The organism is Deinococcus aerophilus, assembly GCF_014647075.1.
Taxonomy (GTDB): Bacteria; Deinococcota; Deinococci; order Deinococcales; family Deinococcaceae; genus Deinococcus; species Deinococcus aerophilus.
Map to the genome: position 1 here is coordinate 1 of NZ_BMOM01000036.1, position 26,706 is coordinate 26,706.

Annotated in this window: 18 protein-coding genes; 6 read left to right on the forward strand and 12 right to left on the reverse strand. The window is 70.9% G+C overall.

Annotation, left to right across the window (positions count from 1 at the left end; all coding sequences use genetic code 11):
• Positions 1-135 precede the first annotated feature (135 nt).
• Genes IEY21_RS16895 through IEY21_RS14695 form a run of 3 tightly spaced genes read right to left on the reverse strand, consistent with a single transcriptional unit; the run spans position 136 to position 1,208 of the window.
• Complete coding sequence (locus IEY21_RS16895) at positions 136-438, reverse strand: DoxX family membrane protein (protein ID WP_268237814.1); 303 nt, start codon at positions 436-438, stop codon at positions 136-138.
• An 18-nt stretch (positions 439-456) separates the two neighbouring features.
• A complete protein-coding gene (locus tag IEY21_RS16900) occupies positions 457-717 on the reverse strand; it encodes a hypothetical protein (RefSeq protein WP_229753132.1) in 261 nt (86 codons plus the stop codon).
• Positions 714-1,208: a universal stress protein gene (locus IEY21_RS14695; RefSeq protein ID WP_188905101.1), complete on the reverse strand. Its 495-nt coding sequence runs from the start codon at positions 1,206-1,208 to the stop codon at positions 714-716. The genes IEY21_RS16900 and IEY21_RS14695 overlap by 4 nt, the downstream gene beginning before the upstream one ends.
• A 170-nt stretch (positions 1,209-1,378) precedes the next feature.
• Between IEY21_RS14695 and IEY21_RS14700 the strand changes: the two genes are divergently transcribed.
• Entirely contained in the window at positions 1,379-2,029 is a 651-nt protein-coding gene (locus tag IEY21_RS14700; protein ID WP_188905102.1) for a MerR family transcriptional regulator, read from the forward strand.
• 184 nt (positions 2,030-2,213) lie between these two features.
• Positions 2,214-3,482, forward strand: coding sequence for a vWA domain-containing protein (locus IEY21_RS14705; RefSeq protein WP_188905103.1), 1,269 nt, complete (start codon positions 2,214-2,216; stop codon positions 3,480-3,482).
• Between the two features lie 229 nt (positions 3,483-3,711).
• Here the strand turns inward: IEY21_RS14705 and IEY21_RS14710 are convergent, their stop codons facing one another.
• From IEY21_RS14710 to IEY21_RS14735, 6 genes are all read right to left on the reverse strand, one after another.
• Positions 3,712-12,087 carry a GH36-type glycosyl hydrolase domain-containing protein gene (locus IEY21_RS14710; protein WP_188905104.1) on the reverse strand — a complete coding sequence of 2,792 codons (8,376 nt, stop codon included), beginning with the start codon at positions 12,085-12,087 and terminating at the stop codon, positions 3,712-3,714.
• 1 nt (position 12,088) lies between these two features.
• Positions 12,089-13,036 carry a universal stress protein gene (locus IEY21_RS14715; RefSeq protein WP_188905105.1) on the reverse strand — a complete coding sequence of 316 codons (948 nt, stop codon included), beginning with the start codon at positions 13,034-13,036 and terminating at the stop codon, positions 12,089-12,091.
• A gap of 172 nt (positions 13,037-13,208) precedes the next feature.
• A complete protein-coding gene (locus IEY21_RS14720) occupies positions 13,209-14,417 on the reverse strand; it encodes a YbfB/YjiJ family MFS transporter (RefSeq protein ID WP_188905106.1) in 1,209 nt (402 codons plus the stop codon).
• 122 nt (positions 14,418-14,539) lie between these two features.
• The gene (locus IEY21_RS14725; protein WP_188905107.1) at positions 14,540-14,980 is read right to left on the reverse strand and encodes a DUF1801 domain-containing protein; all 441 of its coding nucleotides are present in this window, start codon (positions 14,978-14,980) and stop codon (positions 14,540-14,542) included.
• Between the two features lie 147 nt (positions 14,981-15,127).
• Entirely contained in the window at positions 15,128-16,126 is a 999-nt protein-coding gene (locus IEY21_RS14730) for a sodium:calcium antiporter (protein WP_188905108.1), read from the reverse strand.
• Positions 16,123-18,864 (reverse strand): cation-translocating P-type ATPase, encoded by a 2,742-nt coding sequence (locus tag IEY21_RS14735; RefSeq protein WP_188905109.1) that lies wholly within the window; start codon positions 18,862-18,864, stop codon positions 16,123-16,125. Before IEY21_RS14735 ends, IEY21_RS14730 begins: the two co-directional genes overlap by 4 nt.
• 510 nt (positions 18,865-19,374) lie before the next feature.
• On the opposite strand from IEY21_RS14735, the gene IEY21_RS14740 reads away from it, so the two are divergent.
• Complete coding sequence (locus IEY21_RS14740; RefSeq protein ID WP_188905110.1) at positions 19,375-21,201, forward strand: HAD-IIB family hydrolase; 1,827 nt, start codon at positions 19,375-19,377, stop codon at positions 21,199-21,201.
• 134 nt (positions 21,202-21,335) lie between these two features.
• On the opposite strand, the gene IEY21_RS14745 is transcribed toward IEY21_RS14740, so the two are convergent.
• The gene (locus IEY21_RS14745) at positions 21,336-23,378 is read right to left on the reverse strand and encodes a prolyl oligopeptidase family serine peptidase (protein ID WP_188905111.1); all 2,043 of its coding nucleotides are present in this window, start codon (positions 23,376-23,378) and stop codon (positions 21,336-21,338) included.
• A 186-nt stretch (positions 23,379-23,564) separates the two neighbouring features.
• Here IEY21_RS14745 and IEY21_RS14750 point away from each other — a divergent pair, with 186 nt between their 5' ends.
• From IEY21_RS14750 to IEY21_RS14760, 3 genes are read left to right on the forward strand one after another with little or no spacing between them, the layout of a single operon-like run.
• Complete coding sequence (locus IEY21_RS14750) at positions 23,565-24,140, forward strand: DUF305 domain-containing protein (RefSeq protein ID WP_229753133.1); 576 nt, start codon at positions 23,565-23,567, stop codon at positions 24,138-24,140.
• A gap of 25 nt (positions 24,141-24,165) precedes the next feature.
• A complete protein-coding gene (locus IEY21_RS14755) occupies positions 24,166-24,852 on the forward strand; it encodes a winged helix-turn-helix domain-containing protein (RefSeq protein ID WP_188905112.1) in 687 nt (228 codons plus the stop codon).
• Positions 24,849-25,943 carry a sensor histidine kinase gene (locus IEY21_RS14760; protein WP_188905113.1) on the forward strand — a complete coding sequence of 365 codons (1,095 nt, stop codon included), beginning with the start codon at positions 24,849-24,851 and terminating at the stop codon, positions 25,941-25,943. The genes IEY21_RS14755 and IEY21_RS14760 overlap by 4 nt, the downstream gene beginning before the upstream one ends.
• Before the next feature lie 21 nt (positions 25,944-25,964).
• Here IEY21_RS14760 and IEY21_RS14765 read toward each other — a convergent pair whose 3' ends face one another.
• Together IEY21_RS14765 and IEY21_RS16905 are read right to left on the reverse strand one after the other, a co-directional pair.
• Positions 25,965-26,483, reverse strand: coding sequence for a DUF305 domain-containing protein (locus tag IEY21_RS14765; protein ID WP_229753134.1), 519 nt, complete (start codon positions 26,481-26,483; stop codon positions 25,965-25,967).
• 15 nt (positions 26,484-26,498) lie between these two features.
• The coding region (locus tag IEY21_RS16905) for a hypothetical protein (RefSeq protein ID WP_308424844.1) at positions 26,499-26,706 on the reverse strand (208 nt) is incomplete at its 5' end.

A 26,706-nucleotide genomic window follows, 5' to 3' on the forward strand; every position in this document is an offset into this window, starting at 1 on the left:
CCGGTGGCATTTTCGGTTGTCACAAACAGAAAGTGTCCCCTACCGGGGACGCTTTCTCATACTTTGTGTCAGGCCGTCAGGTCGCCGCCCTCAGTCCGGAAGATTCACGGCAGTGAGCCAGAAGTGGAACCGTGGTCAGGAGCCCGGTTCCATCTTCGACACCGGCCCGGGTCTTACCCCGAAGCGGGCGAGCACCCAACGGTCCAGGCCCCACCAGCCGGCCACCCGCCAGCCCAGCACCAGCCACGTCGCCAGGATGAACAGCAGCGGGTTGGTGCTGACCGTGCCCGCCAGCAGGTAGCTGGCATTCATCACGCCGCCGAAGAAGGCCGCAATGCCGGTCAACAACCCCATGATCAGCGCGGTTCCGACCACCACCTCGCCGTAGGCCACCAGATACGAGAAAACGGCAGCGTTGGGCAGCGCGACGTTTTGCAGGAACCACGCATACCAGCCCTAGACGTCCGGGTGGGCGCCGCCGGTCTTGGTCAGGGCGCCGGTCAGGAAGCCGCTGACCGCTGTGCCGGCCTGCTCACCAACCCAGACGCCGGCCGGGTTGGTGACCTTGCCCCAGCCGGCCAGCAGCCACTCGTAGCCGACATAGAGGCGCAGCAGGGTCCACAGCGGAACCAGGCGGGTATCGGCAAACAGCAGCCGCGACAGCCGGGGTTCGGACAGGGCTCCGGAGGCGGGGACCGGAACACGCAGACCCGTCACCGCCCGGCCTCCTGGGCCGCAGGATGCTTCGTGCGGGTGGGGCTGGTCTTGGGCTGGCGCACCAGCAGCACCGGCACGTCCACCCGGCGCATGACTCCCTCGGCGACGCTGCCCAGAAAGAAGTGTTCCAGTCCGGTGCGCCCGTGCGAACTCATGACCACCAGCGAGGCGCCCTGCCGGACCACCTCGTCCGCGATGGCCTGGGCGGTCCGCGGATCGGCGTCATCCAGGCGCACCAGCTGAACGTCCGGATGGTCCAGCGAGTCCCGGGCGTCTTCCAGAATCCGCTGGCCCTCGGCCCTGGCGCGCGCACTTTCCTCGGCTCCGTCGTAGACGTAGGCGGATTCCGCGTAAACCACCACCGGCGGGGGTACCACGTACAGCAGGGTCAGCGAACTGCCGTAACGCCGCGCCAGATCGGCGGCCACCGGCAGGGCCAGGGCGCTCAGGGAACTTCCGTCGATGGGCACGAGAATGTGTTCGAACATCATGGACCTCCTCGGGGCAGGATCTTCCGGGAGGATTACCGGTCCATTACGGGCGCGGCGCTCAGGCGGCGGTCCGCCAGGCCACGCCCGAGGAGCCGGAAACTGCCCCCTCCGCATGTCAATTCCACCAATGCCCATTGTCAGCAACGGCGCCGCGCTGCTAGGCTGCCCCCATGCTGGACATCGCGCCCGACTGGACCGGCGGCATCGACGAATTCGTCGCCACGGCCAACGCCTGGCTGACTCAGTTGCTGCCGGAAGACCGCGCCGCCCGCCCCAAGGACGAGGTCAATGCGCGGCTGGTCCGCCACTACACCACCGTCGGCCTGCTGCCCCTGCCCCGCCGGGAGGGCCGGGAGGCCCGCTACGGACGGCTACACCTGCTGCAACTGCTCGCCCTGCGCCGCCTGATGGCCGACGGCCTGAGCGGCAAGGCGCTGTACAGCACGTTGTCCGGCCAGGACGAAACGGGGCTGGCCCAGCTGGCCCAGGAGGGCGCGACCGGCGAGGCGGCCAGCGGGCCCCCCAGCGACGCGCTGGCCTACCTTCAGAACCTCAAGGCCCAGGCCAAACGTCCCCGGCCCGTGGCCCCCCTGCCCACTTTTTTCCACGCGGCCCCCGTTCCCGAGCTTCAACCCAGACGGCAGCGGCCCTCCAGAGTGGAGGCGACCCCCCTGGTGCGGGTCACTCCCCAGCCCGGCCTGGAACTCACGCTGGGACCGGACTTCACCGCACCCCAGTCGGAAGAGGAGTGGACCCGCTTGCTGCGTCAGGTGCGCCGTGCCGTGGACGCCGCAGGGCAGGCCACCAGCGAACGTCAGTAGTGACGCGGGTGACCGCGAGACTGTGTTCCGGGAAGGCGACAATGTCTCCCCTCCAGTTTGTTGACATTATGAATTGTTGACATTAAACTCTGGTCAGCTTCACGGTTTCCCCGGTTCTTCTGGTCCGCCCCTCACCCGCCCCCGGGCTGGTGGTCGTCCTCTTCCCTATCTTCCGGAGTCTGCCATGCACGAACCCCAGTCCCCCACCGCCGCCCCCCGCATCGAACTGCTGCCCCTGAAAGCCGGTCTGCCCGAGGGGCAGGCGGGCGAGGTCACCGTTCTGGCCCGCCTGTATCCGGCCCCGCCTGCAGAGGTGGGCGGCTTCCGTCCGCCGCTGAACCTCGCGCTGGTCATCGACCGCAGCGGCTCCATGAGCGGGCCTCCCCTCGCGATGGCCCGGCGGGCCGTTCAGGTGGCCCTGCAGACCCTGCAGCCGCACGACCGGGTGAGCGTGGTGGCCTTCGACGGTCAGGTGGAGCCCGTGGTGATGCCGCAGCTGGTAAACGATCCGCAGGCGCTGTGCCGCGCGGTCGAGGGCATCACCGCCGGCGGCAGCACCGCCCTGCACGCCGGATGGCTGGAGGGGGCCATGCTCAGCGCACAGTTTCACGATCCCCGGGCCCTGAACCGCGTGCTGCTGCTCAGCGACGGACAGGCCAATGCCGGCGAGACGCGCCCCGAGGTGATCGCCCAGCACGTGCGCGGCCTGAATGCGCGCGGCGTGGGAACGAGTACGGTGGGCCTGGGCCGCAGCTACGACGAGACCCTGCTGCAGGCGATGGCCGACGCCGGCGACGGCAACTACGAACACATCGAGGATGCCGAGGAGCTGCCCGGTTTTTTCCAGACCGAATTGCAGGGCCTGACCCGCACCACCGGGCTCACCGTCAGCCTGGGCGTAGAGCCCAACCCGGCCCTGGGCAGCCTGCGCCAGGAGGTTCTCAACGACCTGCCGAGAAACGACCTGGGACGCTGGCAGCTGCCCAACCTGATCGCGGGTCGGCCGCTGGAGGTGGTGTTCACGGTTCAGATCCCGGCACAGCAGCGGGCGGCCGAACTGGGGGTGACGCGGGTGCGCGTGGCCTGGACGGACCGGGAGGGCCGGCGCCACCGCCTGCGCGCCCAGCTGAACCTGCCGGTCCTCGGAGCGGCGGCCTACGACCGGCTCGCCGAGGATGAGCGCGTGCGGGTGGCCGCCGAACGGCTGCGGGCCGCGCGGGTGCGCGAGCAGGCCGTCGCCTATGCGGTGGCCGGCCAGGTGCAGCTGTCCCGCGAGACGCTGGTCCGGGAGCACCGACGGCTCGCCGCCTTCCAGTCTACCGACCTTGCTCAGGAGGTGGCGGCCCTGAGCGAGCTGGACGCGGACTTCGGGCGTGACGAGCAGCTGGCCCGCAAACGGGCGGCCAGCCAGAGCTACAACACCCGCCGCAGCAAGGACCCGCAGTCCCGCTGAACTGGAGCCCGCTGCGGGCCGCCCTGGCACCGCAGCGCAGCTGATACGGGCCGCCCGGTGGGGTCCAGCCGTTCAGGAGCTTCCGGCCGAACAGGTCGCGACAGAACAGCATCAAATCACCAATACCCCTCACTTCATCAATCCAGCGTGCCGCCGGCGTCCTGTCCTCTGTTGCGGGTGCCGGCGTTCACCGGTCGGCCGGGAGTCCCGCCCACCGGGGAGGGTCGGCTCACAACTGGATCTCGATCCGGTGAAGCTGCCCGTCGTCTACCAGAGGAATGCCGTCCCCATCCAACGGCCGGCCATCGAGCTGACGGTGGGGGGGCTGCCCTGCCCGCGTGTTGATGACGTGCAGGGCGTACTCGCTGCGGCCATAGCGGTAGGTGACCCGGTACTCCGGCCAGTCGTCCGGGATGCACGGTCGCACGCGCAGCGCGGGGCCTTCACGGGTGATGCCCAGCAGACCCTCCAGACCCAGGCGGTACATCCACGCCGCGGACCCGGTGTACCACGACCAGCCGCCCATTCCCACGTGCTGCGGGTTGCTGGAGACGTCGGCGGGCATCACGTAGGGCTCGGTCTGGAAACGGCCCACCCCCCGCGGCGTCCGGGTGTGCGAGATCGGATTGAGCAGCCCGAACAGCCGGTGCGCCCGCCCGGCATCTCCCAGCGCGGCAAACGCCCAGGCGGTCCAGACCGCGGCATGGCTGTACTGGCCGCCGTTCTCTCGGATGCCGGGGGGATAGCCCTGGATGTAGCCGGGATGGTGGCGACTGCGGTCAAAGGGAGGCGTGAGCAGCAGGATCAAGCCGTCCTCCTCACGTACGAGGTACCGGTCGACCGCCTCCATGGCCGTGCGGGCGCGGGCCGGGTCGGCGGCTCCGGACAGCACCGCCCAGGACTGCGAGAGGGCGTCGATGCGACACTCCCGGTTCTGGGCCGAGCCCAGCGGAGTGCCGTCGTCGTAAAACGCGCGCAGGTACCACCCGCCGTCCCAGGCATGCGCCTCGAGGTTGGCGCGCAGCTGCCCGGCCTGTGCCTGAAAGGTGGCCGCACTTGCCGCGTCGCCGCGGGCGCGGCAGATCGGGATCATGCGGATAAGCACCGTATGCAGAAACCAGCCCAGCCACACGCTCTCGCCCTGGCCCCCCGCGCCGACCAGATTCATACCGTCGTTCCAGTCGCCGCCGCCCATCAACGGCAGGCCATGGGGACCAGACGTTCCCGCACGGCGCACCGCCCGCAGCAGGTGCTCGTACAGCGGTGCGGCCGGCCCCGGGCCGAAGGTGTCGTACCGTTCGTGTTCCTGTGGCCCCAGCTCATCGGCGCTCAGGAACGCAACCGACTCGTCCAGAATGGCCGCGTCACCGGTGGCACCCACATACCCGCACGTCACGTACGGCAGCCACAGCAGATCATCCGAGATGCGCGTCCGGACGCCGCGCGAGTGGGGGGGATGCCACCAGTGCAGCACGTCCCCCTGCGTGAACTGATGTGCGGCGGCGAGCAGGATCTGGGCGCGCGCCAGTTCGGGCGCCGCGTGCAGCAGCGCGAGCACATCCTGCAGCTGGTCACGAAAACCGTACGCGCCGCTGGACTGGTACAGCGCCGAGCGTCCCCACACCCGGCACGACAGCGTCTGGTACAGCAGCCAGCCGTTGAGCAGCGTGTCCAGCGCCGGATCCGGTGTCTGCACGGTCACGGCGCCCAGCACCGTCCGCCACGACGCGCGGGCAGCGTTCCAGACCGTCTCCAGCCGCTCGGGATCGCGGTAGGCATCGAGCAGCCGCTCCGCCTCAGCGGCGTCGGCCCCGGCCCCCAGCACAAAGGCCAGATTCTGCTCACCCCCGGCCGGAAGGTCAACGTGGACCTGAAGGGCCGCGCAGGGGTCGCCCCCGGGGTCCACGTTTCCGCGCAGGCCCACCCGCTGCAGGGCCGCCGGCCGGGACAGGTCGCCGTGCCGGCCCAGGAACTCCACACGGTCTGCCGTGACGCCGTGCGGTGTGTGCGTGGACGCCAGGAAGGCCACCTGTGCGGGAACATCGGCGGCCCACGGATTGCGCACCAGCAGGGCCCCCCGCGCGCCGTCATAGTCGGGAATCAGGTGGGGGGCCTGAACGTCGCGCTGGGCACCCAGCACCCACTCGGCGAAGTACGTGGCGGTCAGGCGGCGCCCGCGCGGCTCATCGTTGTGAAGGTGCAGCGCGATCACCTTGACCGGGGCGTCCGGCGCCGCGTACAGCCGCAGCGTCTGGCGCAGGCCGTGGCTGTGGTGCGTGAAGACCGTGTAGCCCCAGCCGTGGCGCACCCGGTAGGGGGCCGGGGCCGGGGCCGGCTGTGGGGTCGGGGACCAGACCTCGGCGGTCTCCTCATCGCGCAGGTACAGCGCCTCACCGGGGCGGTCGCCCACAGGATCGTTGCTCCAGACGGTCAGGCGGTTCTCGCCGCTGTTGCCCGCCCAGCTGAAGCCGCCCCCGGACTCGGAGACCACGAAGCCCCCGCCCGGACTGGCGATCACGTTCACCCACGGGCGCGGCGTTCCGTCGCCCGGACCCAGGTCCAGAACATACTCAGCGCCCCCGGAACCAAAGCCGCCCAGACCGTTCCAGAAATCCAGCGCCTCAGCGGCTCCGGAGCCTTCAGAACCGCCCTGCCCGGGAGGCCGGACCGGCAACAGCGGCGGCAGTTCGGCCGGCTCGGGCCCGGGCCGCAGCTGATGGTCGAGCGAGCCGGCCGCGCTGGACAGCACCACCACGGCGCTGGCACGCAGCAGGCGCCGCTCGGCCTCGCCCAGCGCGTCGGCGCGCAGAACGAATACGCCGCCGCGCCGGCCCAGCCAGGGCTCCGCGCCGCTGTCGGTCACCAGCCGCCCGACGGCCAGGGCCACGTCCTGTCCGTAGCCCTGGTCGCCCACGTTCAGCACGGCCAGATCAATCTGCATGCCGCGCTCGCGCCAGTAGCGGTGCAGCCGCAGCAGCTGCGAGAGCACCTCCAGTTCGGGCGCGGCGTGCACCTCCAGCAGCACGGTGGGCTGGTCGCCGGAAACGCCCAGGGCCCACAGGTCGCGCTGCCCCAGGGTGTTCGCGCGCAGCTCGGCGGCGTCTGCCCGCCACTCGGGACGGGGATACGTCAGCGCCGCGAGCAGCCGCGCCCCCAGCTCGAGTTCCGGCGTGCCGATGCCCGCCGCCCGCAGGGCGCGTCCCGCCGCCGCGTCCCCAGAGACAAAGGCCTCGTCGATGCGCGGCCACGCGGCGAAACGGCGGGCCAGGGCCAGCGCCCCGGCGCGCGTGGCATCGGCCACGGCGGCCCAGGCCAGCGTGACCTCCTCGCCGGGCCGCAGGATAACCTCGGTCTGCAGCGCGGCGACCGGATCAAGGGCCTGGCCCACCGTGCCGGGCAGCGCCCCCGCATCCTGCGCGAGGGCCGCGGGAGCGCGCGGCGTGCCGTGCCGCCCCAGAAAAGCCTTCCGGGAGGCCGTCCAGCTCAGGGCCTGCAGCGGACCGGTGCGGCGCACGAGCAGGTGCCCCCACCACACCGGCGGCTCCCCGGCGCTGCGGGGCCGGCGGCTCAGCAGCAGCGTGCGCTCGTCGGGGCACCACTCGCTCTGCACGAACAGCTTGTTGAAGGCCGGGTGCGCCCGGTCCGCTCCAGGCCCCGAGAGCGCGGCTTCGACCTCGCCGGTAACCCGCAGACGCCGGGTCGTCTGCGTCTCGTTGCGCAGGATCAGGCGCCGCAGCTCGGCGTCCTGGTCGGGGTCGACCGTGACCTCCAGCAGCGACATGACGCCGTGTGCCCGCCGGTGAAAGCGGGCGGCGTGGCCGGAGAACACCGTGTCCTCCTCGTCGGCGCCGCCCCCCACAGGCTGCCGGGCCGGGCTCCAGCACACGCCGGAGTCCAGGTCCTGCAGATACAGCCAGCTGCCCCAGTCCTGCAGCGCCGGATCGGCGCGAAAGCGCGAGAGTTCCAGATCATTCCAGCGGCTACTGCCGCCGCCCGATTCGCTGATCAGAAGGCTGTAGCGGCCGTTTGAGAGCAGGTGCAGCTGGGGGACGGGGCCGCCGGGCGGGGCCGACCACGGGTCCAGCGAAAGGCCCGGCACCTCGCCCGGCGGCGCGCGGCGTTCGTCAAGCTGCAGCCGCTCCAGCGGCACCGAGTACGGCACCTGCTCATACAGCAGCAGCTCGGCCCCCGAGACGCGCGGATCGGCGTGAAAGCGTTCCACCATGGACCGCCGGCCCAGCACGTTGCCCAGGCTGACAAGCGTCATCCCCTGGTGGTGGGCCATGTATGACCGCACGAGGCCGACCCGCACCCCCACCGGCAGGCGGCCCGGCGTGTAGTCGGCCGCCTCGTAGCACCCGTACCGGCCGGTCACTCCGCCCGCCCGCAGCCGCTCCAGATTGCGCAGGGTGGCTGCGGGTTGCCACGGCAGCGCAAGCAGCGAGGCGTAGGGCGCCACCACCAGATCGTCGCCCAGGCCGCGCTGCAACCCCAGGCCCGGCACCCCGAAGGCCCGGTACTGGTAGTTCAGCCCAGCGTCAAAGTGGTAGTAGCCCGATTCCGACACGCCCCACGGCACGCCGTGGTGGCGGCCATGGGCGCGCTGGGTGTCCACCGCCGAGGCGCACGCGACCCCCAGCAGCGTGTGCGGCGGGGTTTTCATCAGCAGGCCGGGCATCAGGTACTCGAAGGCCGTGCCGCTCCACGACAGCAGCACCCGGCGCCCCCCCACGCGGGTCATGGGCCGCGCCAGATGCAGCCAGTGCGCCGGGCCGATCTGCCGCAGGGCGATGGCCAGGAAACTGGCGAGGCGCGACTCGGAGGCCAGCAGGTCGTAGGCGTTGTCGTCGGGGCGCTCCAGATCCGTGCGGTAGCCCAGCCGGAAGACCTGCCGCTGCGCGTCGAACAGGAAGTCCCAGCGCGCCCCCACGATCTCGGCCTCCGCCAGCGCCGCCAGCGCACGCACCTCCTCCAGCCACGCGCGGGTGTGGTCCGCGGCCTCCTGCAGCCCCGAGCGCAGACCGGCGCACCACGCCCGGCCGGCGTCGTCCGCGCCCGCTTCCAGGCCGTCCAGCGCGGCCCATGCCTGCACGTACAGCTCTGGAAGCTCGTGCAGAGGCGGCAGCGTGGGCAGCGCCTCCATTCCGGCCCAGCCAGCGCTGGTCCGCAGCCCGTCCGGCGCCGCCGCGCACGCGCCGAGCCACGGCACGAAACGGTCGCGCTGCTCACGCAGGTTGACCACGTGGTGGCGCAGGCGGTCAATCCAGGTCCCGACCTCCCACAGCGTCTCCTCGTCGGGCGGCGGCTGGGCTTCCTCGGCCAGCTGCAGCACGGCGGCCTCCAGCCGGGCCAGCCGGTCGCCGCACAGATCGGTCAGCAGGGCGCTCCAGGCCCCAGGCCGGGGCACGGCGGCCCGCACGTCCTGTGCGGCCTGAGCACACCATTTCCGCGCCTCCGCTGCGGCCACGCCGGCACGCTCCAGCGCCGCGTGCAGCAGCGCCAGGGTGTCGAGCAGGCCGGTCCAGCGCTGGGCCTGCCACACCGGCTCGGCCGGCAGTTCCAGCAGGCCCTGGCGCACCGCGATCAGGCAGCCGAGCAGGTTGCCGCTGTCCACCGTGGACACGTACGGGGGATGCAGCGGCGCCAGCGTGCGCGTGTCGTACCAGTTGAGCAGGTGCCCGCTGTGGTGTTCCAGGCGGCGCATGCTCTCCAGGGTGGCGCGCAGGCGCAGGGTCAGCTCCAGCGGCCCCAGGTAACCCAGATCGTGCGCGCTGAGGGTCGAGGTCAGCAGCAGGCCGATGTTGGTGGGCGAGGTGCGGTGTGCGCTGACCCCCAGCGGCTGCTCCTGAAAATGATCCGGCGGCAGCCAGTGGTCGTCCGGGCCGACGAAGCGCTCGAAGAACAGCCAGGTGCGCCGGGCCAGCCCGCGCAGCTCGGCCCGCTGCGGCTCCGTGAGACTCGCCCGCCCGTGTCCGGGCGCGCGGCTGAGCCACCACGCCAGATGCGGCGAGCCGAACCACGCCAGCAGCAGCGGCGCGGCGAGGATCAGGGGGGGACGCAGCAGCCCCGCCGCCAGCGCGGCCATCAGGGCGGCGGCCAGCGCGGGGGCCCCCCACATCTCGGCCCAGACCCAGCCGCTGCCCACGCGGCGGTCCAGCGAACGCGATACCCGCGCGGCCGCGGTCCACTCCAGCCGCCGGCGGCCGGTCACGAACGTGCGCCCCAGGGCCCGGCCCACCGCGCCCAGCACCACCCCGCTGTGGTGCGGCAAGAAGACCAGCACCAGCAGCAACCGCTGGCCCTCCTCGACCAGGGCCGTGAGCAGCTGCTCGCTGGAGCGCACCCGCACGCTGCCCAGCAGTCCGCTGACCCCGCTGGCGGCCAGCGGCGTGGCCAGCGCGAGCAGGGCCAGCAGCGTCCACGGCAGCGGCGGCCCGATGGCGCCGCTCCAGGCCAGGACAAGCAGTCCGAGCACGCCGGGCAGATGCAGGCTGCGCAGCAGGTTGTGCGCGATCTTCCAGCGGCCCAGTCCCCTGATCCCTGGCCCGCCGTCGGCCGCGCCGCGCCGGACCAGCCACCCGAGCAGCTGCCAGTCGCCCCGCACCCAGCGCTCGAGTCGCCGCGTAAAGGCCAGGTAGTGGCTGGGCGAGGCCTCGATCAGCACGCTGTCGCTGACCCAGCCCACCCGGCCCAGCGCTCCCTCGAGCAGGTCGTGGCTGAGCACCTGATCGTCCGGGATCTGCCCGCGCACGCTGCGGTCAAAGGCCGCCAGATCGTACAGGCCCTTGCCGGCGAAGATCCCGTCCCCGAACAGGTCCTGGTACGCCTCGGAGACCGCCTGGGAGTACAGGTCGAGCCCGCGCCCGCCACTCAACGCGCGGGCATACGCCGAGTCCCGGGCGCTGACCGGATGGGTCTCCAGGCGCGGCTGCAACACCGTGAAGCCTGTTTCCAGCCGGCCCGCCGCGTTCCAGCGCGGCCGGTTCAGGGGATGATCGAAGGTCGCCACCAGCGCCCGCACGCTGCCCGGTTGCAGCTCCGTGTCGGCGTCGAGCGTCAGCACGTACCGCACCCCCTCCAGACCCGGGGGCCGCTGGGCCGGCACGGTAAACGCCGTGTTCTCGCCGCACAGCAGCAGCCGGTTCAGCGCCATCAATTTGCCGCGCTTGCGCTCCCAGCCCATCCAGCAACCCTCGCGCGGGTTGTGGAGGCGGGGCCGGTGGAACAGGAAGAACACCTCCTCGCCGTACCGGTCATTCAGCGCCGCAATGCCCGCCTGGGTGCGGGCGAGCAGCGCCGCGTCGCCGGGCATGACCTCCTGCGGCGCGTCCGTGAAGTCGGAGAGCAGCGCGAAGCGGACCCGCCGGTCCCCGTTGCCCAGATGGTGGCGTTCCAGGGTCTGCAGCAGGGCGTCCAGTTCACCGGTGTCCGTCAGCAGGCACGGCACCGCCACCAGTGTCTCGCTGCCCGCCGGTACGGGCCCCGAGCGGTCCATCTTGGGCAGCACGCGGGGCGGCACCAATGAGGTGAGCGCCCAGTTCAGCAGCGTCGCGGCGTTGACCAGGGCCGGCGCAAAGGCGAGCGCAAGCAACGCAGCCAGCGCCCACGGCGCAGCCCCGGTACGCAGTCCGGCGGCCAGCAGTCCGCCTAGGGTCACGGCCCCCAGCACGCCCAGTGCGGCGAAGTACAGGCCCAGCCGGGCGCGGCCCACGGCGCGGCGCAGCCGGGTCCAGCCCCCCGGTCGGTCCCCCAGCACCCGTTCCAGCGCGGCCCGGCCGCCGGCAATCAGAACATGACCGACATGATTCGGCGCGTCCGCCGCTCCCGGCACGCCCGACGCCACGAGGGCCACGGCGGCCCGGGCGACCTCGGCCTCGGGCCGGCCGCAGGTCCGCGCCAGCTCCTCGACCGCGCGCCGGTAGCGGTCACGGGTGGCAAAGTCCATGCGCGGATACACCCCGGCCGGATCCAGCCTCAGCTCCGCCTCGACCACGCTGATCTGCTCGGCAAAGGACCGCCAGTCCTGACCGGCCAGGGCCCGCAGCGTCCGCACCGCCTGCGCCACGCCCTCGTCCCGGCCGGCCGCATCCGGGCCGCCGGCCGCCGTGACCAGCCGCTCCAGGGTATCCAGCCGCAGGAAGGCCGGCAGCGCCCAGACCTCGCCCAGCGTCAACGGCTGCCCGCGCTGATAGGCGGTCACAAAGCGCGCCGCCGGGAAGGACTCGAAGCTGTCGTCCAGGGCCTCCAGCAGTGCCTGGGCCAGCGCCTGCACACGCCGCGCGCCGCCGCGGAGCTGCGGCAGCTCACGCACGAAGCCGGGCGGCAGGTCGCGCCGGGTCTGGCGCAGCGCCACCTCGGCCACATGCGCGTTGTCGAGCAGCCATTCGTCGGCCGGCCGCAGCTCCGGCCCATGCCGGCGGCCCGACCGGACCACTTGACGGTCCAGGTGCTTCCCGGCTGCGCGCAGCTGCGTATGCAACCCGCTCCAGACGGCCCGGCCGGCCACGGTGACCTCCGCGTGGGCCGCGGCGAGGGCAGCGGCCCGCTTTTCCAGGTGGCGGCCCCCCGCTCCGGCCCCGTTTGCCGCGACCTCCGCTGCGTTCATCTCAATGCCCGGCGGGCGGGCGCGTGTCCTGCGCCGCCCCCGCGCCGATCTCGTGCGGGCTCAGGTCCTGCACGATCAGAACCGGCACCTCCGCATAGGTCAGCAGGTTCAGGGCGGCGCTGCCGTAGGGCCAGCGCCGCAGGCCCGAGTGGCCGTGGGCGCTCATCACGACCAGACCGATTTCCTCACGCGCAATCAGGTCGTGCAGCGCCTCCACCACATGGTGGCTGTCCAGCAGGAGCGTATCAAAGAGATCCTCGGCAGCGGAGTGCGCGGCCGTGTCCTCCAGGTAGCGCTCCATGGCCGAGCGGTTCAGGGCGCTCAGCTGCTGGACCAGGTCCTGTTCATGCGGCGTGTGCGGCACGTGGCGGGGCAGCTCCGGCACCGTCAGGATGTGGGCGAGCACCACTGGTGTGCCGCGCGCCTGCGCGACCAGCCGCGCGACCGGCAGGGCGTGCTCCGCGCGGGACGAGCCGTCCAGCGGCACCAGCACCGGGCCGGGCCGGTCGTGCCCGCCGGGCCGCACCAGCAGCACCGAAACGTGGGCCAGCAGCAGCAGCTTGCCCGCCTGCCCCCCCAGGCACCAGAGGCCCGGTCCACCCTGGCCGTGGCTGCACAGCACCAGCAGGTCGGCGCCCTGCTCACGCAGACAGGCCAGGATCTGAACGGCGGGGTCACCCACCATCACCTCGGTTTCCACAGCCACGCCCCGGGCCCTGAACCCGGCGGCGAGGTGGGCCAGATGGGCCCGCGCCTGAGCCCCGTGCAGCGCCGTCTGCAGCGGATCGTGTGCCTGCACCTCACCCGCCACGCACTCGGCCTCGATCACCCGCAGCAGCGTCACCCGCGCCCCAAAGGCGGCGGCCAGCGTCACCGCGGCGTCCAGCGCCGACTCGGAGAGCGGGGACGGGTCCAGGGGCACCAGAATGTGCCTGAACAGGTGCTGCATATGACCTCCTGACCTGGACAGCGGCTTCAGCGAACGGACCGGACCCGATGGTTGCTCCGGTCCATTACGGGGCCATTACGGGCTGAGGGTCGGCAGAGGGCCGGCGCCTCACCTGCCGCAGCGCGCGGTCACCCCGGCGGTCCAGGGCGACCCTGGGCTGGCAGCGCCCGCGTCAGCCGGGGTCGCCAACGACACGCTGGCTGAAGGCCACGCCGGCCCCCAACAGCAGCAGGGCGGCCGACGCTCCCAGGCCCAACCGCAGGCCGCCCGCCCCGCTGTCGGCCAACGCTCCGGTCAGCAGCGGTCCCAGGCTCTGAAATGCCGCGAAGGTCACGGTGTAGGTCGCCACCCCCGCCCCCCACACTGCCGCGGGCAGGCTCTGGCGCACCAGCGTGGTGGTCGAGGCCACCACCGAGAGCGCCGTCAACCCGAACAGCACTGCCGAGAGCGCCGCGACCCAGGGAGCCGTCGACACGACGGGCAGCGCCGCACCCGTGCCCATCAGCAGCATCAGGAGGCCCATGCTGCGCCCACCCCAGCGCCTGGACAGCAGGCGGCTCCACACCAGGGGGGCAAGCACCCCAGAGAGCCCCAGCAGCGCCCAGAACAGCGTGACCAGCGGGGTACCCGCCCCCTGACTGCGCAGGTAACTCACCGAGAAGGTGGTGTACGCCACGTAGCCCAGTCCGGCGCAGGCGTACGCGAGCAGCGACCTGAGCAGGGGCCGCAGCTGGGCCACCGGCAGGGCGGCGCTGCCCTGCACGCGGGCGGCCGTGTGGCGCGCGGCGGTCCAGGCCACGCCCAGGCCCAGCAGCGACACCAGCCCCAGGCCCAGCCAGCCGGCCCGCCACCCATCGGCCCCCGTATGGGCGAGCAGGGGCGGCAGCCCCAGCCCGGTCAGCAGGATTCCCAGGCCCGCTCCGGCGTAGAACAGTCCGAGGACCGCGCCCGCCCGCCGGTCCGGCGCGGCGGAGGCCACCTGGGCCACCAGCAGGCCGCCCGAGGTGAAGGTCACGGCTCCGCCCAGACCCGTCAGGAACCGCATCGCCAGCAGCCAGCGCAAATCACCGCTGAGCGCCGTCAGGACCAGCGTCACGCCAGTGCCGAGCAAAGAGGCCAGGAAGGCGGCGCGCGCACCGGCCCGCCGCATCACCAGCGGAGCCACAACCGCCCCGAACAGGTAGCCCAGCCCGTTGGCGGTGTTCATCGCTCCGGCCTGGGTGTAACTCCAGTGCAGGGCCGTCTGCATGGGCGGCAGCAGCAGCGCGTAGGCGAAGCGCCCGAAGCCCAGCGCGACCACGGGGCCAACAGCCAGTCCGGCGGCGGTCAGAAGCGGCGCGCGCGAGGACACGCGGGAGGGCTGGTCTGAGGCCGAGGTCATGTCAGGCCCTGCCGGCGCGGGAGGCCTGAATGGAGCGGGTCAGGGGGAACACCCGGCCAGCATAGCCCCACCTGCCGGCGGGCCCCGGAAGACGGCCCGCCGGGCTGGACGTTGGGGCCGGATTACCGCTGCGGGGTTTCCGGCGAGGCGCGGCGGGACCGGGCCGCGACGTTGGCGGCCACTGCCGCCCGAATCAAATCCAGAAAAGCAGCTTCGTCGAGGGAGTCTCCCTCGTGGAGGTCGATGGCGCGGCGCGTGTTTCCCGTGAGGCTGGCGTTGAACAGCCGTCCGGGGTCCGGAAGGGCGGCGCCCCGGAAGAAGGTGAGTTTCACGGCCTGCCGGTAAGTCTCTCCTGTACAGATGCCGCCTTCATACGACCACACCGGTGTCCCGGGGGACGACGGTTTCTGCCATTTCCATTCCTCCTGTACGCCCGGGGCCGCCTCGTGAATCAACCGGCGAATCCGGGCGAGCGTTTCGCCCCGCCAGTCTCCCAGCTCCTCAATTCGCCGCGTGATGTGCTGTGAGGCCGCCGCGCTGTCCGGGTCACGTTGCGTCGTCATGGAGTCTCCTGTCCGCGGGGGGAGGCTCAGGCTTTGCCGGTCAGGGACACCCCCTGCCGGGCACCGGCGGCCCCAAGCCAGGTCTGCCCGCGTCTGTCAAAGTATGCCCTGAACGGGGGCTGGGCAGCGCGGTTCAGAGGAAGCAGATCAGGGGTGGCCCCGCAACGCGAAGATCAGGACCACGGCCAGCACGTAAACCGCCGCTATGCCCGCCGTGTCCCAGGCCAGGACCAGTTGCTTTTTCAGGGCCTGATACGTCAGCCCGGTCAGCAGCAGGGCATTCATGATCAGCACGGCCAGCACGGAAATCAGGTGGCTGCCTTCCGAAACACTGGTCAGCAGGGGGCCGCCGGTAAAGAACACGTCATCCAGGGCCAGGACCAGCATGTTGAACAGGTTGCTTCCCAGAATGTTGCCGATGGCGAGGTCCAGTGCGCCGATCCGCACGGCGGCCAGGGACACCGCCACCTCGGGCAGCGACGTGGTGATGGCGATCAGCAGGTTGCCGACCAGCGCCTGGCCCAGCCCGGTTTCCTGCGCAATCTGCGCCCCGATGCCGGGCAGGGTCACGGCGGCGGCCACCACGACGGTGGCCGCGACCACGTAACGCCGCACGGCGCTGGCCAGCGGAATGTGGGCGTAGCGCAGCTTGACGGCCACCTCGCTGGCCTGCCGGACCTGACGGCGGCGCTCGAACAGAAAGATCAACCGCATGGCGAGCAGGTACAGGCCGATCAGCACCGGGGTCATCACCCCGACCCAGCCGACAGACGGTAGGGGGGCGAGCAGGCCCAGCCCCACCAGACCGACCAGCAGCATGCCCAGACCAATGGACAGCGCATGGCCCTGGTGGGCACGTGCCGAGAGAGGAACCCGTCCGCCCAGCATGTCCAGCATGGACAGGATCAGCAGGTTAAACATGCTGCTGCCCAGCACGTCGCCCAGGGCGAGGTCCGGCAGGTCCTGAACGGCGGCGCTCGCCCCGGTGAACAGCTCGGGCAGGCTGGTGGTGGCGGCCACCAGGATCAGGCCCGTCCAGGTGCGGCCCATCCCGGTCTTCTCGGCCAGCATGTCGCCGGTGCGGGCCAGCACCGTTCCCGCCGCCACCGTGATCCCGGCCACCAGCAAAAACGCCAGCCAGATCATGCCCGGACCCCGCGGCGGCGGATCAGCCATTTCTCCAGCTCGACCGCCCAGAAGGCCACCGAGGACAGCAGCACGGCCAGCCCGAGGTCGGGCGCCGCCAGGGGACGCGTGTGAAACACGGCCTGCAGGGGCGGCAGATACGTCACGGCGAGTTGCAGCGCCACCGTGAGCATGACCGCCCCGGTAAGGGCCATGTTCGAGCCCAGCCCCTGGCGGAACAGCGACTCCCGGCTGGAGCGGACCGCCAGGACATGGGCCATCTGCGAGAAGGTGAGGGTGGTAAACACCATGGTCTGCCACGTGTCCAGACCGGCCCGCCAGTAGACATGGCCCACCCCCAGCGAGAGAGACCCGATCAGCAGCCCCACCCAGACGATGTGGCGGCCCACCCCACCGCCGAACAGGCTGGCGTCCGGCGCAAGGGGCGCGCGGCGCATGATGCCCGTCTCGGCCCGCTCAGTTCCCAGGGCCAGACCCGGCAATCCGTCTGTGAGCAGGTTGATCCACAGGATCTGAAGGGGCAGCAGCGGCAACGGCATGCCCAGCAGTGGCCCCACCAGCAGCGGCCAGATCTCGGCCAGGTTGCCTGCCAGCGCGAACTTCACAAATTTGCGGATGTTGTCGAAGATGACCCGGCCTTCCTTCACGGCCTGGACGATGGTGGAGAAGTTGTCGTCGAGCAGCACCATGGAGGCGGCCTCCTTGGCGACGTCGGTGCCGCCCACGCCCATCGCCACGCCGATGTCGGCCTGCTTCAGGGCGGGCGCGTCGTTCACGCCGTCCCCGGTCATGGCGACGAGCTCGCCGCGCGCCTGCAACGCCCGCACGATGCGGGTCTTGTGGTGCGGCGAAACGCGGGCATACACCGAGACGCTTCCCAGCCGGGCGGCCAGGTCTGCGGGCTCAAGATCATCGATCACCGAGCCCACCAGCAGGGACCCCTCCGGCGCGTCACGGCGCACGATGCCCAGGTCACGGGCGATTTCCAGCGCGGTCAGCGGGTGGTCGCCGGTGATCATGACCGGACGGATGCCGGCCTGCACACAGGTGGCGATGGCCTCCCGCACTCCCGGACGTGGGGGATCAATCAGCCCGAACAGTCCCACGAATGTCAGGTCGCTCTCCAGCTCCTCCGGCCAGACATCCAGCGGACGGCACGCCACCCCCAGAACGCGCATCTGGCGCGCCGCCAGTCGGTCGTGCATGGCGAGGATGCGTGTCTGCCACGCGGCCGTCAGGGGTTCAACACCGTTTCCCGAGAGCACCCGTGTGCACACGGTGAGCAGGCTGTCGGCCGCCCCCTTGGTCAGGGTCAGATACGGAGCGGCCGGCAGAGGCCAGTCGCCGGGAAGGGAGCCGCGGACCTGATGCAGGGTCGTCATGCGCCGGCGCCCCGCATCGAAGGGCCGCTCGGCGACGCGGGGCAGCGTGTCCCGCAGGGCCGCCTGATCCAGACCCAGCCGGGCCGCCGCGACGACCAGGGCGGCCTCGGTGGGTTCGCCCACCGCCTGCCATTCCCCGGACGCACCGCCAGACTCCAGCATCAGCTCGGCGTCGCTGCACAGGGCCCCACCGGTCAGGACCGGCAGCAGCGCCGCCGGCAGGGCAGCCGCTCCCGGCGCTCCGGACCAGCGGCGTTTGCGCAGGTCTTCCATCTCCAGGTGCCCGTCGGCGAGATCCAGCGCGCTGACGGTCATGCGGTTCTGGGTCAGGGTTCCGGTCTTGTCCGAGCAGATCACCGTGACCGACCCCAGGGTCTCCACGGCGGGCAGCTTGCGGATCAGGGCGCGCCGACGCAGCATCCGCCGCGCTCCCAGCGCCAGGGTGATGGTGGCCATGGCCGGCAGACCTTCGGGGACGACGGCGACGGCCAGGGCCAGAGCGGTCAGCAACAGGGTCCGGGGATCGTCGCCGCGCAGCAGGCCCAGACCGTAGACCACCGCGACCAGCACCAGGGCGGCCAGGGTCAGGCTGCGGCCCAGCCGGGCCAGACGGCGCTGCAGGGGCGTGGACGGCCGCACGGCCTGCTGAAGGGCCCCGGCCAGACGGCCCAGTTCGCTGTGCATGCCGGTGGCGGTCACGACCATCACGCCGCGCCCGGCGCTCACGGCGGTGCCCAGGTACGCCATGTTGACGCGCTCGGCCAGGGCTGCCCCGGCCTCCAGGGTGCAGTCGGTCTTGACGACGGGCAGGGACTCGCCGGTCAGGGCCGCCTCCTGGATCTGAAGGCTGGCCCCCTCGATCACGCGGCCATCGGCGGGCACCAGATTGCCGGCTTCCAGCAGCGCGAGGTCGCCGGGCACCAGCAGACTGGCCGGAAGTTCGCGGGTCTGTCCACTCCGGCGCACCCGCACCACCGGCACGGCCAGCTCGCGCAGCGCCGCCACCGCCCGCTCGGCGCGGTATTCCTGCGCGAAGCCCAGCGTGGCGTTCAGCACCACGATCACCAGAATCGCCACCGCCTCGATGCGTTCTCCCAGAACCAGGGAGACGGCGGCGGCGGCCAGCAGCAGCACCACCAGGGTGTCCGTAAACTGCCCGGCCAGAATGCGCCAGGGGGACGTGACTTCCGCGTCTGCCAGGGCGTTGGGTCCGTGTCGTTCCAGACGTTCGGCGGCCAGGGTCTCATCCAGCCCGAACCCGGCAATACTGCCGAAGAACCCGAGCACCTCGTCGGCCTCCATCGTGTGCCAGGGGGGAGGGCTGACCGGCCGGGGCTCCAGGCGTGGGGTACTCATGCTCGCGTGGCAAAAGGCGCGGTCAAGGAGCGCACCCAGCCGCCACAGAACCTGCTCCCGTCACCTTCCGGGAAGGACCGGTGGTGGCTGGCCGGAGCTGGTCGCACCGCCGTAGGGCACAGGGGGATACAGGAGCTGCGGTCCGCGCCCCCGGCGGACCGCGTGGCGTCGGCCTGACCGCTCAGGGCGCTGTGTCCGTCCAGCCGGGTCCTGACATACAGGGTGTCCACGTAAACTCCTTGACGGCCCACGCGGGGCAGCGTTGTGGTGGAAGAGACGGCCACATCCCGTGGCCCGTTGGATATTCATTTTTGAGGATCGTGCCGCAGGATTACCGCTGCATTACCGGCGGGTCGCTGGCCCCGCTCCCCGACTGTACCCCTTGCCGCGGAAAACATCCGGTCTGGCCGCTCGTGCAGGCACATTCACCGGCCCGCGTGGTGACCTGCGCGCCCTAGGAGCGCGGAGGGCCGTAATCCCGTGGTAATGCGGGCGCCTCAGGCTCCCTGCATGAGCGCCGCCGATCATGCCCGCCACGCCGCACCCCTGAGCGGCGCGGCCTCCACCGGACGGCTGAAGGTGCTGGCCTTTGACTACGACGGCACCCTGACCGAGGGCGAACACCTGCACCCAGACACCCGCGCGGCCCTGCGCAGCGCCCAGGCGGCCGGACATGTCCTGGTTCTGGTCACCGGGCGGATTCTGGAGCGGCTGCCGGAGGACATCCGGCACGGCGACCTGTTTGCGGCCATCGTTGCCGAGAACGGAGCCGCCGTGTCGTTTGCGGGCCGCATGGCGGTGGCCCTGCCGTTTGGCCGCCTGAATCCAGAGCTGCTGGCCGCCCTCGTCAACCGGGAAGTTCCCCACGAACGCGGCCTCGCGCTGTTCGCGACCCGGGTGCCGCATGATCGGGCGGTCGAGGAGGTGCTGCGGGCGGCGGGTGGCGGCGCGTCGGTGGAGTACAACAAGGGCGCGGTGATGGTGTTGCCTCCCGGGGCCACCAAGGGAGCGGGGCTGCAGTACGCGCTGCACGAGCTGGGCTACAGCCTGCGCAACACCCTGGCCTGTGGCGACGCCGAAAACGACCGCAGCATGTTCACCATGTGTGAGCTGGCGGTGGCGGTGGGCAACGTCAGTCCCTCGGTCAAAGCGGTGGCCGATCTGGTGTTGCCGTGGCCGAACGGTAAGGGGGTCCGGCACCTGATTGACCGCCTGCTCAGCGGCACGCTGGACTCCCGGACACCCCACCGGCCCGAGCGGCAGATGGTGCTGGGACACAACGACGCCGGGGAACCGGTGGGGGTGCCCTGCGCCGCGCTGCTGGACGGCAATCTGGCCGTGCTGGGAGCCAGCCGCAGCGGCAAGTCGTGGCTGGCAGGACTCCTCACCGAACAGCTGTGCGCCCTGGGTTATCAGGTCTGCGTGATCGACCCGGAAGGCGACTACCGCACGCTGCGTGCGCTGCCGCACATGCTGGTGCTGGGCGGCCCGGAAGGCCACCTGCCCGAGGTGTCTCAGATCATCACCATTCTGGAATATGCGGGCGTCAGTCTGGTGCTGGATTTCTCGCTGTACAGCGTGGCGGCGCGCAACACCTACACCGCCTCCCTGTTGCGTGCCCTGCGCGCCCTGCGGGCACAGCGGGGTCGACCCCACTGGATTTTGCTCGACGAACTCCAGAACCTGTGCACGCCCGACGCAGGCGCCCTGACCCGCAACCTGGAACGCTGCCTGCGCCAGGGAGGAGTGGCCTTCGTGGCCTACCGCGCCGGTCAGTTGCCCGCGTCGGTGCTGCAAAAGGTCAGGTCCTGGCTGCTGACCACCACCCAGCTCCCCGAAGACCTGGACGCGGTGGGCACCCTGCTTGCCGGACAGGGCCACGACGCAGTCAGGGCGCTGGCGCTGCTGCCCGGACTGGCCCGTGGCGAGGCGGCCCTCTTTTCCCCGGCTCCCGGAGATGAAGGCAGCCCCCAGGGCCAGAGGTTCCAGGCCAGCCCCCGCGTGAGCCTGCACGTGCGCCACCTCCACAAGTATCTGCTGGCCCCTCTGCCCCCGGAAAGACGCTTCTATTTCCGGGATGCCGGGGGCACGGCCCACGGTCAGGCGGCGTCGCTGTGGGAGTTCCGGGAACGCCTGAACGGGGTGCCGCCAGAGTCGCTGGCCTACCACCTGACCCGCGGCGATTTCGAGGCGTGGCTGCGCACCGTGATTCACGATGAGCCGCTGGCCCGGCAGATGCACAAACTCGCTCACCTGAACCCCACAGGGGACGAGTTGCGGACCCGATTGACCGAAAGCGTTCAGGAACGCTATGCCGAGCTGGAGCGGTTGACCTGACGGCGAACGGTTCCGCCCCCGCCGCCTCACGGTTCGGTGGCACCCTGGACAGGCCACCCAACGCCCGGTCGCCGATTGCTACCGCAGTCTGGAGACGGGCGAGGTGGCCCTCTCCCCGGTCTCAAAACGGTCACTCAGCGCAGCGCCGAGAGCAGGAAGGCGTAGACATCGGCCTTCTCCTCCATGATCAGCCGGGTGGGTTTGCCCGCTCCGTGCCCTGCCTGTGTCTGCACCCGCAGCAGCACGGGCGCCTCACCCTGCTGAACGTGTTGCAGCTCGGCGGCGAATTTGTAGCTGTGGGCTGGGACCACCCGGTCGTCGTGGTCCCCGGTGGTGAGCAGCGTGGGCGGGTAGGCCCGCCGGGTCAGGTTGTGCAGGGGGCTGTAGGCGCGCAGCACGGCAAAGTCCTGCGGGTCCTCGCTGCGGCCGTAGTCGCTGGCCCAGGCCCAGCCGATCGTGAAGTGCTGAAAGCGCAGCATGTCCAGCACGCCGACGTGCGCCACCGCCGCGCCGATCAGGTCGGGCGACTGCGTGAGCGTGGCGCCGACCAGCAGGCCACCGTTGCTGCCGCCCTCAATGCCCAGATGCCGGGGCGAGGTGTACCCGCGCCCGGCGAGAAAGCGGGCGCAGGCCGCGAAGTCATCGAAGACGTTCTGCTTGCCCGCTCCCCTGCCAGCGCGGTGCCAGCGTTCGCCGTATTCGCCGCCGCCGCGCAGGTTGGCCACCGCCAGCACCCCACCCGCTTCCAGCCACGCCACGCGCGAGACGTCGAAGGCGGGCGTCAGGCTGATGTCGAAGCCGCCGTAGCCGTACAGCAGCGTGGGATGTGAGCCGTCCAGCACCAGGTCCCGCCGCGCCACGATGAACATGGGCACCCGCGTGCCGTCGCGGCTCGTCGCGAACTCCTGGCGCACCTCGTAGCCGCCCAGGTTGACGGCCAGAGCCGGCGTCCACAGCGCCGTGAGCGACCCGCTCGCCGCGTCGAGCCGGAATCCGGTGGCCGGGGTCAAGAACCCGGTGAAGGTCAGGAATACCTCGTGCCGGTCAGCGTGACCGTGCAGGGCCTCCACCGTGCCGAGTCCGGGCAGGGGCACCGGGCGGGGATTGCCGCCGCGCCGGTCCACCAGCGTCAAGCGGCTGGAGGCGTCCTCCAGGGTGTGCAGCACGAATCCGCCGGCGACCATCCGGACGCCGAGCAGGCGGCTGTGGCCCTCGGGCACCACCTCCTGCCACTCGCCCGTTTCCAGGTCATATGACATCAGGCAGCCCAGGGGGGCGTGGTTATCGGTCAGGAAATAGAACAGCGGGCCGGCGCTCCCGACCAGTTGAAAGCCCGACCGGAACTCGCCCACCACTTCCCGGAAGGCGCCCCGGTCCTCCAGCGGCCGGATCCAGATCAGGTTCTGGCGGGCCGTGCCCTTCCAGACGTTGACGACCAGCCACCGACCGTCCTCGGTGACGGCCGTGCCAAAACCCCACTCGGGCTCATCGGGGCGCTCCACGATCAGTTCGTCGGCGTCCTGGGGGGTCCCCAGGCGGTGCAGCCACAGGCGCTGGTGCCGGTTCGCGCCGCTGAGCCTGTGCCCGTCCTCCGGATGGTCGTAGCGGGCGTAGAAGAAGCCGCTGCCGTCAGGAAGCCAGCTCACTCCGCTGAATTTGCTGTCCGGCAGCACATCGGGCAGATCCTCACCGCTGGCCACGTCGCGCACCCGCCACTCCTGCCAGTCGCTGCCGCCCTGCGAGACGGCGTAGGCCAGCCGGGTCGCGTCCCGGTTGACCGCCAGGCCGCTCAGCGAGACCGTGCCGTCCTCCGACAGGGTATTGGGATCGAGCAGCGCCCGTCCCTCCGCGTCCGGGGCGTCCATGGTGTACAGCACGAACTGGTTTTGCAGGCCGCTGTTGCGCAGCTGGAAAAATGCCTTTCCCTCCTGCCACACCGCGCCCCGCCGGGGAAAATTCCAGAGTTCGCCCAGGCGCTCCAGCAGCGCCGTCCGCTGCGGCAGGGCGTCCAGCACGCGGCGGGTCCGGGCGTTCTGGGCCTCGACGAAAGCCCGGGTGTCCGGGTGGCCGGCGTCTTCGAGCCAGCGGTAGGGATCGGCGATGACCTCGCCGTGGTACGTGTCGGTGTGGTCGCTGCGGCAGGCGGCGGACAGGGTGGGAGGCGGAGACAAGACCATGCGCCAGCGTATGCCAACACCACGCCCGGGACGGCCGCACACCTTCATCCAGACCTGCGGCCTGCCCTGGGCCCGGCGGCCGTGACCGCCGAAATGCCCGCTTCCCCGCTGAAGACTGGAACCCGCGCCTCTGGCCCGCCCAGCCCGCTTTACAGCTCCTTAACACCACTCCCCCAGTCTGGGGACATGCGAAACGCCGTGCTGCTCCTGACCCTGTTCCTCACGCCCCTGGCCCACGCCCAGACCTCCATGCCCGGCATGCACCACGGAGCTCCCGCACATCACGGAACCACCACGAACGGTGGTCTGGAACCCCTGAAGGGCAAGGCCTTTGACCGCGCTTTCCTGTCCATGATGATCGTTCATCACCAGGGCGCACTGGACATGAGCAGGGCCGTGCTGAACAACGTCAAGGACCCCCAGGTCAAAAAGTGGACGGCCGACATCATCCGCGTCCAGCAAAAGGAACTCGGCGTGATGAACACCTGGCTGGGGACCCTGGGCGGCGTGGATAAGGGCGCGCAAACGGGCATGCACACTGAAATGAAAGGCATGATGACCGCCCTGAAAGCCAACAAGGACAGCGACCGCGCCCTGGTCGAAGGCATGCTGCCCCATCATGCCAGCGCCGTCGACATGGCGAACCTGGCCCTGCAGCGCAGCAGCGACGCGCGGGTGCTGGGCCTGGCCCGCGACATCATCCGCACCCAGGCCGACGAGATGTACGCTTATCGCCAGTGGCTGATCAAACGCGGACTTTAAAAGCCGGAGTGCCCAGGAGGCCGCGTTGGCCCGCGTCCTGATCGTGGACGATGACCCGGCGATCCTCGAGATCCTGCACGCCTACCTGAGCGGCGAGGGCCACGAGGTTCTGCAGGCGGCAGACGGTCATCACGCCCGCGGCCTGCTGGCGCGCGTCGATCTGGCCGTGCTGGACTGGATGCTGCCGGGGGTCAGCGGGCTGGACCTGGCCCGCGAGGCGCGCGGCGCCGGGCTGACCCTGCCCCTGTTGATGCTCACCGCCCGCGGCGAGGAGGAGGACAAGCTGCGCGGCCTGGACCTGGGCGTGGACGACTACGTGGTCAAGCCCTTCAGTCCGCGCGAGGTGGTGGCCCGGGTACGCGCCCTGCTGCGCCGGGCCGGGGTGCGCCACGAGGTCCGCAGCGGTGAGCTGTTTCTGGACCTGCGCGCCCGCCGCGCCGCCCTGGCCGGTCAGGGCTTGGAGCTGTCCAAGCTGGAATACGACCTGCTGAGCACCTTCGCGCAGCACCCCGGACTGGTCTGGACCCGCGAACGGCTGCTGGAACGGGTCTGGGGCCATGACTTTCCCAGCACTGCGCGGGTGGTGGACGTGCACGTCACGGCGCTGCGCCGCAAGCTGGGCGACGACGCCGACGCTCCGCGCTACATCGAGACCGTGCGCGGGGTGGGCTACCGTTTCCGGGAGGAACAGGGCGCGGGAGAAGGCGAGTGAGCCTCTATGCCCGGCTGTTCCTGTCACACCTGCTGGTGATCTGCGTGGCCCTGGGCGCCGTGCTGCTGATCAGCGAGCTGCTGGCCCCGGCCTTCATCCGCCACCACGTCAGCCAGATGGTCACCCTGATCGGCCCGGACGGGGGGTCCCTGCGCCCGGACCTGGAGAGCGGCGTGCGGCGCACCCTGAACGCGGCGCTGCTGGCCTCCCTGCCGCTGGCGCTGGTGGTGGCGGCCCTGACCGCCCTGTTTCCGGCGCGGCGGGTGGTGAAATCGGTGGAGCTGCTGCGCGACGGCAGCCACGCCATCGCCACTGGAGACTACGGTCAGCGGCTGCCGGAGGAGGGCCATGACGAGCTGACCGATGTGGCGCGGCACTTTAACCGCATGGCCGCCGCCCTGCAAACCGTGGAACAGGGCCGGGTGGAACTGATCTCCAACGTGGCCCATGAGCTGCGCACGCCCCTGTCCGCCCTGCGGGGTTACGCCGAGGCCATGAAGGACGGCGTCATGACCCCGGAGGCCGTTTCCGGGGCCATTCTGCGCGAAACGGCGGCCATGGAACGGCTGGCCCAGGACCTCAGCGTGGTCTCGCGGGTGGAAGCGGGCGCCGTGGACCTGCATCCCGGCGACTTTACCCCCGCTACCCTGATCGCCGACGCCTTCGAACGTTTTGTGGGGGCGTACGAGGAACGCGGCGTGGCGCTGGTCCGCTCGGAGGGCGTGGGGCTGCCCCCCGTCACTGCAGACTTTGAGCGGGCTTCCCAGATTCTCGCCAACCTGCTGAGCAATGCCCTGCGGCACACCCCCCGTGGGGGCCGGGTAACGCTGGGCACCGGGCGCTGTGGCGGTGACGTGAGCTTCACGGTGGCAGATACCGGCACCGGCATTACCCCGGAACATCTGGAGCGCATCTTCGAGCGTTTCTACCGGGTGGACCCCGCCCGCGTACGTGGCGACGGCAGCGGGGTGGGACTGACCATCGCACGCGGTTTGGCCACCCGCATGGGCGGCCGCCTGACGGTGGCGTCCAGCCCTGCGGGAAGTACGTTTACCCTGACCTTGCCCGCAGCCCGTTCCCATCTTCCCTGACGGGCCACCTGGCCTGACCCTTCATGGTCGGCTTTCCAGATCCTTGATCAGCGCCTTCATTTCAGCAATTTCCCGAACCTGGGTCTCGATGATGGCGTCGGCCAGCTCTCGCACGCGGGGATCACTGATCTGGGCGCGTTCGCTGGTCAGGATGGCAATCGAGTGGTGCGGAATCATGGCCTTCATCCACGCCACGTCGCCCACGGTGGCCTGGGACCGCACCAGCCACAGCGCTCCGGCGAACACCGCGATGCTGCCGATCAGGATGCCCATGTTGGTGCGGCTGTTCCTGTACATGTTCAGCATGAATCCCAGCATGATCACGGCCATGAACGCGCCCATGTAGAGCGCCATCCACATGCGCGTCTGGCTGTAGTACACGTGGTCAAGCTGATAGGTGTTGAGGTACATCAGGCCGTACATAATCACCGTGGAGGTGGCGATCATGGCGGCAAAGCGGCCGTAGCTGCCCATCGAATGCTTCCTGGACTGGTCTCGTGGGGTCTGGTGATCGGTGGGGCGATCCATGGAGTCGTTCATGGCTGTCTCCTTTTCTCAAAACAGCTGTCTGCCCGCAGAAACGCTGCGGTAGATGGCAGGAAAGTCCAGCGCCTTCAGGCGCTCAAGGAATCGAGGATCTTCTGGCACGCCGCCTCGCAGCGGCGGCACGCCTCGGCACATACCCCGCAGTGCGCCATGTTCATCTTCTCCGCGTGCCCCTGGCATTCCTGCCCACATGCCCGGCACGCCGCCAGACACGCCT

Coding starts and splice junctions, on each gene's coding strand:
- IEY21_RS14695 (WP_188905101.1), bottom strand. CDS start 1,208: ATGATGTTCGAACACATTCTCGTGCCCATCGACGGAAGTTCCCTGAGC.
- IEY21_RS14700 (WP_188905102.1), top strand. CDS start 1,379: ATGCTGGACATCGCGCCCGACTGGACCGGCGGCATCGACGAATTCGTC.
- IEY21_RS14705 (WP_188905103.1), top strand. CDS start 2,214: ATGCACGAACCCCAGTCCCCCACCGCCGCCCCCCGCATCGAACTGCTG.
- IEY21_RS14710 (WP_188905104.1), bottom strand. CDS start 12,087: ATGAACGCAGCGGAGGTCGCGGCAAACGGGGCCGGAGCGGGGGGCCGC.
- IEY21_RS14715 (WP_188905105.1), bottom strand. CDS start 13,036: ATGCAGCACCTGTTCAGGCACATTCTGGTGCCCCTGGACCCGTCCCCG.
- IEY21_RS14720 (WP_188905106.1), bottom strand. CDS start 14,417: ATGACCTCGGCCTCAGACCAGCCCTCCCGCGTGTCCTCGCGCGCGCCG.
- IEY21_RS14725 (WP_188905107.1), bottom strand. CDS start 14,980: ATGACGACGCAACGTGACCCGGACAGCGCGGCGGCCTCACAGCACATC.
- IEY21_RS14730 (WP_188905108.1), bottom strand. CDS start 16,126: ATGATCTGGCTGGCGTTTTTGCTGGTGGCCGGGATCACGGTGGCGGCG.
- IEY21_RS14735 (WP_188905109.1), bottom strand. CDS start 18,864: ATGAGTACCCCACGCCTGGAGCCCCGGCCGGTCAGCCCTCCCCCCTGG.
- IEY21_RS14740 (WP_188905110.1), top strand. CDS start 19,375: ATGAGCGCCGCCGATCATGCCCGCCACGCCGCACCCCTGAGCGGCGCG.
- IEY21_RS14745 (WP_188905111.1), bottom strand. CDS start 23,378: ATGGTCTTGTCTCCGCCTCCCACCCTGTCCGCCGCCTGCCGCAGCGAC.
- IEY21_RS14750 (WP_229753133.1), top strand. CDS start 23,565: ATGCGAAACGCCGTGCTGCTCCTGACCCTGTTCCTCACGCCCCTGGCC.
- IEY21_RS14765 (WP_229753134.1), bottom strand. CDS start 26,483: ATGAACGACTCCATGGATCGCCCCACCGATCACCAGACCCCACGAGAC.